The organism is Streptacidiphilus sp. PB12-B1b (assembly GCF_014084125.1).
Lineage (GTDB): Bacteria > Actinomycetota > Actinomycetes > Streptomycetales > Streptomycetaceae > Streptacidiphilus.
The window spans coordinates 936,635-948,455 of record NZ_CP048405.1 but is presented as its reverse complement, the minus strand read 5'-3'; the positions used below and the strand labels follow the sequence as shown (position 1 = coordinate 948,455).

At 71.5% G+C, this 11,821-nt stretch carries 13 protein-coding genes; 5 read left to right on the top strand and 8 right to left on the bottom strand.

Annotated features, from left to right (window positions below):
• Positions 1-43 precede the first annotated feature (43 nt).
• The gene (locus tag GXW83_RS04435) at positions 44-829 is read left to right on the top strand and encodes an inositol monophosphatase family protein (RefSeq protein WP_182441596.1); all 786 of its coding nucleotides are present in this window, start codon (positions 44-46) and stop codon (positions 827-829) included.
• A gap of 47 nt (positions 830-876) precedes the next feature.
• Positions 877-1,179 carry a putative quinol monooxygenase gene (locus GXW83_RS04430; protein WP_182441595.1) on the top strand — a complete coding sequence of 101 codons (303 nt, stop codon included), beginning with the start codon at positions 877-879 and terminating at the stop codon, positions 1,177-1,179.
• Here GXW83_RS04430 and GXW83_RS04425 read toward each other — a convergent pair.
• Positions 1,163-2,971 (bottom strand): histidine decarboxylase, encoded by a 1,809-nt coding sequence (locus tag GXW83_RS04425; protein ID WP_182441594.1) that lies wholly within the window; start codon positions 2,969-2,971, stop codon positions 1,163-1,165. The two genes, GXW83_RS04430 and GXW83_RS04425, sit on opposite strands and share 17 nt — an antisense overlap.
• Positions 2,972-3,082: 111 nt before the next feature.
• On the opposite strand from GXW83_RS04425, the gene GXW83_RS04420 reads away from it, so the two are divergent.
• The gene (locus GXW83_RS04420; protein WP_225446751.1) at positions 3,083-3,568 is read left to right on the top strand and encodes an Lrp/AsnC family transcriptional regulator; all 486 of its coding nucleotides are present in this window, start codon (positions 3,083-3,085) and stop codon (positions 3,566-3,568) included.
• A 15-nt stretch (positions 3,569-3,583) separates the two neighbouring features.
• Here the strand turns inward: GXW83_RS04420 and GXW83_RS04415 are convergent, their stop codons facing one another.
• From GXW83_RS04415 to mca, 3 genes are all read right to left on the bottom strand, one after another.
• Positions 3,584-4,693 (bottom strand): HoxN/HupN/NixA family nickel/cobalt transporter, encoded by a 1,110-nt coding sequence (locus tag GXW83_RS04415; RefSeq protein ID WP_182441592.1) that lies wholly within the window; start codon positions 4,691-4,693, stop codon positions 3,584-3,586.
• 103 nt (positions 4,694-4,796) lie between these two features.
• Complete coding sequence (locus tag GXW83_RS04410) at positions 4,797-4,988, bottom strand: hypothetical protein (protein WP_182441591.1); 192 nt, start codon at positions 4,986-4,988, stop codon at positions 4,797-4,799.
• A 235-nt stretch (positions 4,989-5,223) separates the two neighbouring features.
• A complete protein-coding gene (mca, locus tag GXW83_RS04405; RefSeq protein WP_182441590.1) occupies positions 5,224-6,108 on the bottom strand; it encodes a mycothiol conjugate amidase Mca in 885 nt (294 codons plus the stop codon).
• 95 nt (positions 6,109-6,203) lie between these two features.
• Between mca and GXW83_RS04400 the strand changes: the two genes are divergently transcribed.
• Positions 6,204-6,614, top strand: coding sequence for a DUF4307 domain-containing protein (locus GXW83_RS04400; RefSeq protein ID WP_182441589.1), 411 nt, complete (start codon positions 6,204-6,206; stop codon positions 6,612-6,614).
• Positions 6,615-6,876: 262 nt separating this feature from the next.
• Complete coding sequence (greA, locus tag GXW83_RS04395) at positions 6,877-7,374, top strand: transcription elongation factor GreA (RefSeq protein ID WP_182441588.1); 498 nt, start codon at positions 6,877-6,879, stop codon at positions 7,372-7,374.
• A 74-nt stretch (positions 7,375-7,448) separates the two neighbouring features.
• Here greA and GXW83_RS04390 read toward each other — a convergent pair whose 3' ends face one another.
• The 4 genes from GXW83_RS04390 to ilvA form a co-directional block, all read right to left on the bottom strand.
• Positions 7,449-8,333: a DUF1906 domain-containing protein gene (locus GXW83_RS04390; RefSeq protein ID WP_182441587.1), complete on the bottom strand. Its 885-nt coding sequence runs from the start codon at positions 8,331-8,333 to the stop codon at positions 7,449-7,451.
• A gap of 152 nt (positions 8,334-8,485) precedes the next feature.
• Positions 8,486-9,340 carry an ABC transporter permease gene (locus tag GXW83_RS04385; RefSeq protein WP_182441586.1) on the bottom strand — a complete coding sequence of 285 codons (855 nt, stop codon included), beginning with the start codon at positions 9,338-9,340 and terminating at the stop codon, positions 8,486-8,488.
• Positions 9,337-10,398: an ATP-binding cassette domain-containing protein gene (locus GXW83_RS04380; RefSeq protein ID WP_182441585.1), complete on the bottom strand. Its 1,062-nt coding sequence runs from the start codon at positions 10,396-10,398 to the stop codon at positions 9,337-9,339. Before GXW83_RS04380 ends, GXW83_RS04385 begins: the two co-directional genes overlap by 4 nt.
• Before the next feature lie 185 nt (positions 10,399-10,583).
• Entirely contained in the window at positions 10,584-11,801 is a 1,218-nt protein-coding gene (gene ilvA / locus GXW83_RS04375; RefSeq protein WP_182441584.1) for a threonine ammonia-lyase, read from the bottom strand.
• Positions 11,802-11,821: the final 20 nt, after the last annotated feature.

The following is an 11,821-nucleotide window of genomic DNA, read 5'->3' as shown; positions in this document are numbered from 1 at the left end:
GTTCGCCAAGGTTGAGGCATCAGCACCCGTGATCGGAGGACCCATGACCGACCCCGCACTCCTGCCCCCCGTGCTCCAGGCCGCCCGCATCCTGGGAACATGGCTCGCGCAGCAGGAACGCCCCCGGCCCGCCCGCACCATGGCCGAGTTCAAGGACGTCTTCGACGCCGTGGACACCCCCGCGGCAGCGCTGCTCCACCAGCACCTGGACCCACTCCTGCCCGGCGTCCCGTGGGCCGAGGACCTGTACGCGCGGCCGTTGCCCGCCGGTGAGCTGTGGGTGGTGGACGTGATGGACGGCGCCGTGCAGTACCTGCAGGGCCTGCCCCAGTGGAGCATCAGCATCACCTTGGTCCAGGACCGCGAGCCGGTGGCCACCGTCCTGCACAGCCCCCTACTGGGCGAGAGCTACACCGCGGCGCGCGGCCACGGCGCCCACCGCAACGGCGCACCGATCACCCCCTCGGACAAGCAGGACCCGGCGGTCGCCCTGCTGGCCACCAGCCAGCCGCCGTTCATCGCCGCGCAGCCCGAGGCGGCAACAGCGGCGGGACGCTCCTTGAGCGCGCTTCTGCCGCTCGTCGGCGCCGTCCGCAACCTCGGCCCCACCTCCTGGCAGATCGCGGACACCGCCGCAGGGCGCATCGACGCGTTCTGGCAGTACGGCCGCGACGACGAGAACCTCCTCGGCCCCACACTGATCGCCCGCGAAGCCGGCACCCTGGTCACCGACACCACAGGCACGCCCTGGCAGGCCGGTTCGGACAGCTTCCTCGCCGCCCCGCCCGCCCTCCACCAGCAGGTGCTCACCCTCATCGCCCCCCGCTGAGCCCCATGCGCAACCCTCGAGTTCCACGACCACGGAGGCAAGCCGTCGTGAGCGTTCAGGCCACGAACACCTTCCATGCCAAACCCAACCGTGCCGACGAACTCATCGCCGCTCTCCGTCAGGTGCTACCCGACACGCTCACGCATGACGGGTGCGAGGAGATCCGGTTGTGGCGTGACCAGGACGACCAGGACAGGGTGGTGTCCCTCACCCGCTGGGCCACCCGCCGGGACTACGAGGCATACCTCGAGTGGCGCGACGGCACGGGCGACACGGCGATGTTCCGAGAGATGCTGACCGAGGACATGGAGGTCCGCTTCCACGACGAAGTCTTCACCATGGATGCCTGACGACGGGCGAGGCGCGGCGAGCGGTGGGCCTGGCCTCGCCTGACCCGGGCGTCGGCTGGTCCGCAGCCGTCGCCGTCGCACCGGCGGCGGTTGCGGCTGCGGCTGCGGCTGCGGGGCGCGCCGTGCCGAGGATGACCGGGTCGTTGCCGAGGTCCGTCAGCAGCGCGTCCAGCTTGGCCCGGTCGACCGAGGACATCAGGAAGACGTGGGCGTAGCTGCGGCGGCTGGTCTCGTCGCCCGGGACGGTGAGGACGTCCTGGGAGGAGAGGGACCACTTGGCCACCAGCTCGGGGCCGGGCTTGCGGAACCGTACGGTGATGGCGCCCGGGGTGCGGGCCGGCCAGAGGTCGACGTCCTTCTCCAGCTCCAGCAGCCGCAGTTGCTGCTCCAGGTAGGCGGCCAGCTGCTGGGAGCGGCGGATCCGGTCCACCTGGTCCTGGTAGGAGTGGCGGGAGAGGTGGTCCCAGAGCACCAGCGGTGAGAAGCCGTTGCGGGAGCCCGCGAAGGTGGTGTCGGGCGCGCCGGTGTAGTCCGGCTGGGAGGGCGGCGCGACCTGGTACTTGACCTTGGTCATGTAGATGCCGCACGGCCAGGGCGCGCCCAGCCACTTGTGCCCGCTCATGGCGATGGAGGAGACCATGTCGAGCTCGCCGAAGTCCCGGGTGGGCAGGGTGAGGCCGAAGTCGAACTCCGGCAGCCCGGTCTCGGGGGCCCAGCCGAAGTCCGTGGCGTCGTCCGCACCGGCCATCCGCATGAACGGCGCATAGCCGGCCCCGAGGGCGCCGTCCACATGGATCCAGAAGCGTCGGCGCAGGTCGGTCGAGGGCTCGCCGGTCGCCCGGTCCCGGCCGTGGACGACCGGGCCCTGGATCAGCCCGTGCCGCTCGAAGATCGGCAGCAGGCGCTCGCAGACGCCGCGGACGTCGTCGTGGGCGCCCTTGAAGGTGCTGCCGAGGTTGAGGCTGACGAAGACCGGGTGGCCCTTGGCGGCGAAGAACTCCACCAGCGCCGCCAGGGCGTCGATGTCGATCTCGCCGGTGCCGTCCCAGGAGTGCCCCGAGGGGCCGCTGCGCGAGGGCACCTCGGCGGGCCAGTCGCGCGGCTCCCCCTGCGGCCCGACCAGCGGGCACTCGCCGGGGTACTGCTCGACGCCCACGGCGTGGAAGGTCTCGACGCCCAGCACGCAGACGGCCTTGGCGAAGGAGTAGTGGGTGTCCTCGGAGTAGAAGGCGACCGGGCGGCGGGCGTTGGGGCCATGCAGGCCAGGCAGCCCGGTCGGCACGGCCGGCTCGGCGGCCCGGCTGTCCGGGGCGCCCGCTCGGGGGCGGATCAGCGGTTTGCCGCTCAGGTAGTCGCGGGCGTTCCAGAGCGCGTACATGTTGCCCTCGGTGGAGCCCATGGAGAGCACGTAGCCCCAGTACGACTCGGGGTCGTCCGGGTGGTGCGGCCCCGCGGCGTGCCACAGGGCGGCGTAGTAGTCGAGCACGGCGCGCTCGACGGCCTTGGTGTTGGGCTTGTAGCCGCCGCTCTGGAACGGGTCGCCGAGGTTGTTGATGTTGTGCTGCATGAACCGGCCGAGGTCGAAGGCGCTGCCGCCCATCTCCTGGGTGGCCTGGAAGCCGAGCAGGTGGCGGCGCTTCCTGGTCAGGTACTCGTCCATGCGGTTGAGGGCGCGCAGCCGTTGCTCCTGGTCCAGCCCGCCCGCCGGTATGGCGAACTCGCGGGCGTCCGGCTCCAGCCCGGCGGGCCGGTCGTGGTCCGCGGGGGCGGGCAGGGTCTCGGTTCGGATCATGGCGGTCAGAATGGAACCTGTGGTGGCATGAGCGGAAGCTTTCCGCAGAAGATTCGGATTCTTCGCCCAATCCCTTGCACTTCATCGGTAAGGGCGGCAAGGCTGAGCCCTGTGCCGAACAATCCCTACGCCCGGCAGTCGCACCTCGACGACGTGGACCGGGCCATCCTGCGGATCCTCGCCGACAACGCCCGCACCCCGAACAACGCCGTCGCGGACGCGGTGGGCATCGCCCCCTCGACCTGCCTGGCGCGGATACGCGCGCTGCGCGAGCGCGGGGTGATCCGCGCGTTCCGGGCCGAGATCGCGCCCGCGGCGATCGGGCTGCCGCTGCAGGCGATGATTTCGGTCCGGCTCCGGGCGCACACCCGGGAGCAGAACGAGAGCTTCCGGGACACCGCACCCGACCTGCCCGGCGTCGTCGCCGTCTTCCACATGGCCGGCTCCGACGACTACCTCCTGCACGTCGCCCTCGCCCACCCGGACGCGCTGCGCGACTTCGTGGTCGACCACCTCACCACCCACCCGGCGGTGGCCCAGACCCGGACCAATCTGATCTTCGAGCAGATCGCCGGACGGCGGCAGCTGACGCCCTGACCGGGAGCGGGCCGGTCAGGCGGCGGTGCCGGCCTCGGCCTCGCGCAGGGTCTGGGACCACTTCTCCTCGACGTTGCCGAAGCGCCAGTACAGCAGCGCGCCCGCCCAGACCACGACGAAGAGTCCGACGATGACGAAGCCGACGTTGTTGAGGTCGATCCCGGCGATCCAGCCGAGCACCCCGGTGGTGATGTCCAGCTGCTGGGCGAGCAGGCCGAGCAGCTCCACTCCGCCGATGAGCACGGCCACGGCGACGCTGAGCGCGGTGATGGTGATGTTGTAGTACACCTTGCGCACCGGCTTGGAGAACGCCCAGTCGTAGGCGAAGTTCATGAACGAGCCGTCGATGGTGTCCAGCAGCGACATCCCGGCGGCGAACAGCACCGGCAGGCAGAGGATCGCGTACCAGGGCAGCGCGAACGCGGAGGCGCCGCCCGCCAGCACCAGCAGCGAGACCTCGGTGGCGGTGTCGAAGCCCAGCCCGAACAGCAGCCCGACCAGGTACATCTGCCAGGGCTTGGTGATGGTCCTCATCACCGGCCGCAGGATGCGGTTGATCAGGCCGCGGTTCTCCAGGTGCGCCTCCAGCTCGGCCTCGTCGTAGTCGCCGGTGCGCATCCGGCGGAACACCTTGACGATGCCCAGCAGCACCACCGTGTTGATCACCGCGATGATCATCAGGAAGACGCCGGAGACGCTGGTGCCGATGATCCCGGTGTAGTGCTGGAGCGCGGAGGAGCCGTTCTCGACCTGGCCCGCGAGGGCGCGAACGCCGAGGGAGAGCAGCACGCACAGCCCGAAGACCACCGAGGAGTGGCCGAGGGAGAACCAGAAGCCGACGGACAGCGGACGCTGCCTGTCGGCCATGAGCTTGCGGGTGGTGTTGTCGATGGCCGCGATGTGGTCGGCGTCGAAGGCGTGGCGCATGCCCAGGGTGTAGGCGGTGACGCCCATGCCGACGCCGAAGGCCTGCCCGCCGACGTGGTAGTGGGCCGGGCTGACGATGCCGATGAGCGTGTAGAAGCCGAGGACGTGCAGCGCGACGATGAACCCGGCCATGCCGCCCATCCGGGCCCACTCGCGGCGGCTCAGCGCCCCGCGTATCCGTGCGACGGTCCCCGCCATGGCATACCCCTCCCGCGTTCGTGACAACGTGGCCACGTTAGGGGGTGGCGATATGCAGTTGCAAGTGATACGCAATAGCGCCGGGGGCGCAGGGAAGCTCAAACTACTTGTCGGTGGGCTCCTCCGGCTCCTCCACGAAGTTCACGCGCCCCAGGGAGCGGTTCATCGCCTTGAGGATCCACCACGTGCCGATGCCCAGCACGGCGAAGACGATGAAGCCCAGGACGCCCGGGGTGACCTTGTTGTCGTCCAGGGCGAGCACGGTGAGGGCAGGGTGCTGCAGAGTCACGTTCATGCCCCTATGGTCCCCCCACCGCTCAGCGGCGGGGGGACCGGGGTGGGTGTGTCCGCCCGGCCCGCGACGAAGCGGCGGCCCGCCCCGGGGAACCCCCAGGTCCGGGCCGCCGCCAGGCGCTCAGGCCGGTCCGGCCGCCCGCCCGGCAAGACCCGGGGGAAGGCCCGGTGGAAGACAGGCGGAAGGCCCCGGTGGAAGTCCGGCGGAAGGCGCGCAGCAGACCCGGCGCAAGCCGTCAGGCCGGGACGATGTCCGCCGTCACGCCGGCGAACAGGTCGTCCTCCGGCAGGGTGGTGTCCACCAACGACCGCGCCAGCTCGTAGTCCTCCGTCGGCCACACCTCCCGCTGGATGTCCAGCGGGATGCGGAACCACGGCCCGTCCGGGTCGATCTGCGTGGCGTGCGCCAGCAGCGCCCGGTCCCGCACCTCGAAGTACTCGCCGCAGGGCACCCGGGTGGTGATCTCCCGCGCCTTGCGGCCCCGGTCCTCCCAGCGGGCGATCCACTCGGTGTACGGGGACTCCAGGCCGCGCGCCTTCATCGCCGCGTCCAGCGCGGTGATCCGCTCCAGCGAGATGCCCTGGTTGTAGTACACCTTCAGCGGCTGCCAGGGCTCGCCCGCGTCCGGGAACGCGTCCGGGTCGCCGGCCGCCTCGAACGCCGCCATGGAGATGGTGTGGGTCATGATGTGGTCCGGGTGCGGGTAGCCCCCGTTCTCGTCGTACGTGGTCATCACGTGCGGCCGGAACTCACGGATCAGCCGCACCAGCGCCTCGGTGGCCACCTCCACCGGCTGGAGCGCGAAGCACCCCTCCGGCAGCGGCGGCAGCGGGTCGCCCTCGGGCAGGCCGGAGTCGACGAACCCCAGCCATGCCTGCTTCACGCCCAGGATCTCGCGGGCCGCGTCCATCTCCTTGGCCCGCACCTCGTGGATGTTCTCCTCGATCCACGGATCCCCCTGCAGCTTCGGGTTGAGGATCGAGCCGCGCTCGCCCCCCGTGCACGTCGCCACCATGACATCGACGCCTCGGGCCGCGTACGAGGCCATGGTCGCCGCGCCCTTGCTGGACTCGTCGTCCGGGTGCGCGTGTACCGCCATCAGTCGCAACTGCTCAGTCAACGCCCCAAAGCCCTTCGTCGGTAATGCCTCCTTCTATAGTGACGGACGGAGCGGCGCGGATATTTCGCGGTCCCCTCGAAGGAGGCTTAAGTCCGATGAGTACGACAACCGAAGGCGCAGCCAGGCTGACGCCCCCCGCCGGACGCTACGGCACGGACCTGGCGGAGAAGGACCGGCGCCTACGCCGCTGGTACCAGGTGATCGCCGGGCTCGCCGTGGTGCTCATGGGCGTCCTGACCGCCGTCTACGTGATGCACTCCTCGGTCAGCGGCGAGGTGGAGGCGTTCCAGGTGGTCTCGCCCTCGAAGGTGCTGATCCACCTCCAGGTCACCAAGAACGCCGGCCAGGCCGGCAACTGCACAGTGCGCTCGCGCGACGCCAACGGCAACGAGGTCGGCCGGATCACCGTGACCATCCCCAAGGCCGCCAGCACCTACGACACCATCGTGGACCTCAGGACCAGCGGACTGGGCACCACCGGGGAGCTCGTCAGCTGCTCCTCCTGACCGCAGCCGGGCCGCAGGGCCGCAGGGCCGCGCTCCCGGACGCGTCCGTCAACTACCGTCCGCGTCCGTCCGCGACCGACGGTGACCCCCCTCCTCCGCCCGCGCCCGCGCCCGTTCCGCGCGCCGCCGCTCGCGTGGGCACTCCCCGAGCCGCCGGACATTGTTAGACTCGTGGTTTCGCCCCTTCCGGGGTACAGGTCCCCCGGATGCGGGCGTTGATTTGTATCCCACCCCTCTTCCCATGTACCTACGAGGAGCACCTGTGACCCAGACCAGCGAAAACGTCACCTGGCTCACCCAGGAGGCGTACGACCAGCTCCGCGCAGAGCTGGAGCACCTGTCGGGTCCTGCACGCGCCGAGATCACGCAGAAGATCGAGGCGGCCCGCGAGGAAGGCGATCTCAAGGAGAACGCCGGGTACCACGCGGCCCGCGAGGAGCAGGGCAAGATGGAGCTGCGCATCCGCCAGCTCAACCAGCTCCTGGAGCGCGCCCAGGTCGGCGCAGCCCCCGCCGACAACGGCGTGGTGGGCCCCGGCATGGTGGTCACCATCGCCTGGGACGGCGACGAGGACGACACCACCACCTTCCTGCTGGGCTCGCGCGAGGCAGCCTCCAGCGACCTGGAGACCTACTCGCCGCAGTCCCCGCTCGGCCGCGCGATCGACGCCCGCAAGATCGGCGAGACCGCCAGCTACGAGCTGCCGAACGGCCGCAAAGCGACGGTGAAGATCCTCTCCGCCAAGCCGCACCAGGGCTGACCGCCCCCACCACGCACCGAAGGGCCCCGCCCGCCGCCCACGCGGCCGCCGGGGCCCTTCGCCGTCCCGGACACTCAGTCGGCGACGGGGCCGTCGAGCCAGTCCTGGTCGATCACCAGGGTGGCACCGGCGTAGGTCTCGGTGACGTTGCCGCTCAGTTGGTGGATGCGGGCGTGGCCGGACCACAGGTCGTCAGTGAGGTAGCCGCTGCCGGCGGTGTCGGCCCTGCCGTCCCAGCGCGCGTACCAGAGGGCGTCCGGCAGGGGCGAGCATCCGGCCCGGGCGGCGGACATCATGTCGGCGATGCCGGAGTCCATGCTGGAGTAGAAGCCGGAGCGGTCGCCGAGGCTGTGGAGTTGGGCGGTCCAGCCGAGGGCGAAGTCGACCACGGCCTGCGCGCAGCCGGGGCTGTCCTGCGGGTACGCCTCCATGTCGGAGTAGACCGGGCTGCCCGCGCCGATGCCCAGGGCGTCGAGCCCGGCGACGGCCCGGGTGGCCTCGGCGCGGCCCTGGTCGACGGCGTGCACGGGGTCGATGTGCAGGGGCTTGCCGGGGTAGTCGCTGCAGGGGGCCTGCAGGCCGATGTCCAGCGGGACCACCTTCCACCCCATGGCCCGGACGCTGCCCACCCAGGCGCGGGTGAGCAGCGGATCGGCGCAGCGGTGCTGGTCGCCGCTGGTGAAGATGCCGATCGCGCGGTAGGGGGAGGCGGCTTTCCAGGCTGCCATGGCGGACAGCGGCGGCGCGGCGCAGGGGTCGAATCCGGCGCCGTGGTAGAGGGCGGGCGGATCGGCGTCGAGCCGGGCGAGCGCGGCCGGGTCCTCGGGCAGAACGGTGCGGGTGATCCGGTGGCCGGGCGCGAGCGGGTGGCCGCTGCCGTGGGCGGGGGTGCTGCCGACGGCGATCGGCAGGGCGAGGCAGGCGACTGCGGCGGCCAGGGATGCTCGGAGACGGGGCACGCGCCGCATTCTGCGACCGCCCGGGGCAGTGTCGGGGCCCTGCCACGCCGCCGGACGGTCGCGGCCACCCGTTCGGCGGAGCGCCCGCCGACGACGTGCGCACCCGCAGCCGTTCGGTACGACCGGCCCCCGGACGCGGCCGGGCGGGGGGGTCAGCCGACCGCAGAGCGGTACTTGCGGACGGAGAGCCAGGAGAACAGCGCCAGGATCAGCAGCGACCAGCCGATGGAGACGCCGATCGCGTGCTTCATCGGCCACTCCGTGGGACCGGGACCGGGCGGCAGGTTGCCGAACAGGTCGCGGACCGCCTGCACCGTGGCGCTGAACGGGTTCCAGTAGGCGACCGCCTGCAGCCAGCCCGGCATGGTGCTGACCGGCACGAACGCGTTGGACAGGAACGTCAGCGGGAACAGCCAGACCAGCCCGGCCGAGGTCGCCGCCTCCGGGCTGCGCACGGACAGCCCGATCAGCGCGCCGATCCAGGAGAAGGCGTAGCCGAGCAGGAGCAGCAGCAGGAAGCCGCAGAACGCCTCGAGCACGCTCTTGTGGATGCGCCAGCCGATGATGAACGCCACCAGCGCCAGCACCACCAGCGTCAGCGCGGTCTGCACCAGGTCGGCCATGGTCCGGCCGACCAGCACCGCCGAGCGGGCCATCGGCAGCGACCGGAAGCGGTCCACCAGGCCCTTGGTCATGTCCTCGGCGATACCGGCCGAGGCCCCGGCGACGGCGAAGGTGACCGTCTGCGCGAAGATCCCGGCCATCAGGTACTGCTTGTAGGCGTTGGGGTCGCTGTCCCCGGGGACCTTGATCGCTCCGCCCATGACGTACGTGAACAGCAGCACGAACATGACCGGCTGCATCATGCCGAAGACCACGATCTCGGGGATCCTGGTCATCCGGCGCAGGTTGCGCTTGGCGACGACCCAGGAGTCGCGCAGGCTCTGCAGGGCGCCGGTGTGCTGGGTGGGAACGGCGGCGCCGATCGCCCCGGTGGTCGCTGTCATCGCAGGTCCCTCGCCTTCGGGTCGTCCAGGGCCTCGGTGGCGTCCCGGTCATCGCGGACGGCGCCCTCGTCGCGGCCGGTCGCTTCGGTGGCCGGGCTGTTCTCGTCGTCGTCGCCCATGGTGGCGTGGCCGGTCAGGGCGAGGAAGACGTCGTCCAGGGTGGGGCGGCGCAGGCCGATGTCGTGGATGACGATGTCGCGGGCGTCCAGCTCGCGGATCACGTCGGCGAGCACCCGGGCGCCGCCGCTGACCGGGACGGTGATCCTGCGGGTGTGCTGCTCGACCGTCGGCTCGCCCTTGGCGTACGGGGTGAGCGCGGCGACGGCCTCGCCGAGGTCGCGCTGGTCCTGGACGACGACCTCCACCCGCTCGCCGCCGATCTGCGCCTTCAGCTGGTCGGCGGTGCCCCGGGCGATGACCCTGCCGTGGTCGACCACGGCGATGTCATGGGCGAGCCGGTCGGCCTCCTCCAGGTACTGGGTGGTGAGCAGCAGCGTGGTGCCCTGCGCCACCAGCGTCTCGATGACCTCCCACAGCGCCATCCGGTTGCGCGGGTCGAGCCCGGTGGTGGGCTCGTCCAGGAACATCACCGGGGGCCGGACGACCAGCGCGGCGGCCAGGTCGAGGCGGCGGCGCATGCCGCCGGAGTACGTCTTCGCGGTGCGGTTGGCGGCCTCGGAGAGGTTGAACCACTCCAGCAGCTCCAGCGCGCGGGCCTTCGCGTCGCGGGCGCTCATCTGGTACAGCTCGCCGACCATCTGCAGGTTCTCGCGGCCGGTGAGGTACTCGTCCACGGCGGCGTACTGACCGGACAGCCCGATCAGGCTGCGGACCTGGTGCGGATTCTTCAGGACGTCCACCCCGGCCACGACCGCGCGCCCGGAGTCGGGTCGCAGCAGCGTGGTGAGGACCCGGACGGTGGTGGTCTTGCCCGCGCCGTTGGGCCCGAGCAGGCCGAGGACGGTGCCCTCGGGGACGTCGAGGCTGACGCCGTCGAGGGCGCGTACGTCGCCGAAGGTCTTCACCAGTCCCTCGGCGGATATGGCTGCTGCAGCCATCTGCGGATCTCCCTGGAGGTGGGTGTGCTGATCGCCCGGTGGTACTCCAGCCTGGCCGTGCCGTGGCCGGACCGCGACCCGGCAACCACCGGGCCCACGCCCGCAGCCGCAGCCGCAGCCGGTTCGCTGCTTCGGAGGCGGAGGCGGAGGCGGAGGCCGTGGCGGTGGCCGTGCCGGTGCCGGGATCAGCTCTGGTGCAGGACCGTGTATCCCGAGGCGCGTAGCTCAGACACTACGGCGGCGCAGTGCTCCGGACCCTTGGTTTCCAGATGAAGGTCGACTTCGGCTTCGCCGAGGTCCAGCTTGGGGTCGATGCGGCCGTGGGCGACGTCCACCACATTGGCGTCGACCCGGCCGAGCGCGCCGAGCAGGGCGGCCAGCGCGCCCGGGCGGTCGGTGATCCGCAGCCGCAGCGACAGGTAGCGTCCGGCCGCCACCATGCCGTGCCGCAGCACGCGCTGCATCAGCAGCGGATCGATGTTGCCGCCGGACAGCACCGCCACTACCGGGCCCTCCAGCTCGGTCCCGTGTTCGAGCAGGGCGGCGACCGTGCTGGCCCCGGCGGGCTCGACCACCAGCTTGGCGCGCTCCAGGCAGATCAGCAGCGCCTGGGCGAGGGATGTCTCGCTGACGGTCAGCATGCCGTCCGCGAGCCGGTTGATGATCTCGAACGGGATATCACCCGGACGGCCCACCTGGATACCGTCCGCCATCGTCGAGAAGCCCTCCAGGCTGACCGGCCGCCCGGCCCGCAGCGAGGGCGGGTACGCGGCGGCCCCGGCGGCCTGCACGCCGATCACCCGGACGTCGGGACGCAGCGCCTTCACGGCGGTGGCGACCCCGGCCAGCAGGCCCCCGCCGCCGACGCCGACCAGGATCGTCCGCACCTCCGGGCACTGCTCCAGGATCTCCAGGCCGACCGTGCCCTGCCCGGCGACCACGTCCTCGTGGTCGAAGGGGTGGATGACGACCGCGCCGGTCGCGTCGGCGTAGTCCAGCGCGGCGTCCAGGGTCGCGTCGAAGTTCTCGCCGTGCAGCCGGACCTCCGCGCCGTAGTCGCGGGTCGCGGCCACCTTGGGCAGCGGCGCGCCCACCGGCATGAAGACGGTGGAGCGCACGCCCAGCGTGGTCGCGGCCAGGGCGACGCCCTGGGCGTGGTTCCCGGCGCTGGCGGCGACGACCCCGGCGGCGCGCTCCACCGGGCTGAGCCCGGCGATCCGGACGTACGCGCCGCGCAGCTTGAACGAACCGGTGCGCTGCAGGTTCTCGCACTTCAGCTGGACCGGAGCGCCGATCAGCGCCGAGAGGTGACGGCTGCCCTCCATCGGAGTGACCCGGGCGAGACCGGCAAGCATCTTGTGGGCGCCGCGTACGTCGTCCAGGGTGATCGGCCAAGAACTCATGGGTTCAGCCTAGGCCTTTG

What these genes read in the sequence shown, in the direction of transcription:
- GXW83_RS04435 (WP_182441596.1), top strand. Translation starts at nt 44, where the DNA reads ATGACCGACCCCGCACTCCTGCCCCCCGTGCTCCAGGCCGCCCGCATC.
- GXW83_RS04425 (WP_182441594.1), bottom strand. Translation starts at nt 2,971, where the DNA reads ATGATCCGAACCGAGACCCTGCCCGCCCCCGCGGACCACGACCGGCCC.
- GXW83_RS04415 (WP_182441592.1), bottom strand. Translation starts at nt 4,693, where the DNA reads ATGGCGGGGACCGTCGCACGGATACGCGGGGCGCTGAGCCGCCGCGAG.
- GXW83_RS04410 (WP_182441591.1), bottom strand. Translation starts at nt 4,988, where the DNA reads ATGAACGTGACTCTGCAGCACCCTGCCCTCACCGTGCTCGCCCTGGAC.
- GXW83_RS04400 (WP_182441589.1), top strand. Translation starts at nt 6,204, where the DNA reads ATGAGTACGACAACCGAAGGCGCAGCCAGGCTGACGCCCCCCGCCGGA.
- GXW83_RS04385 (WP_182441586.1), bottom strand. Translation starts at nt 9,340, where the DNA reads ATGACAGCGACCACCGGGGCGATCGGCGCCGCCGTTCCCACCCAGCAC.
- GXW83_RS04380 (WP_182441585.1), bottom strand. Translation starts at nt 10,398, where the DNA reads ATGGCTGCAGCAGCCATATCCGCCGAGGGACTGGTGAAGACCTTCGGC.
- ilvA (WP_182441584.1), bottom strand. Translation starts at nt 11,801, where the DNA reads ATGAGTTCTTGGCCGATCACCCTGGACGACGTACGCGGCGCCCACAAG.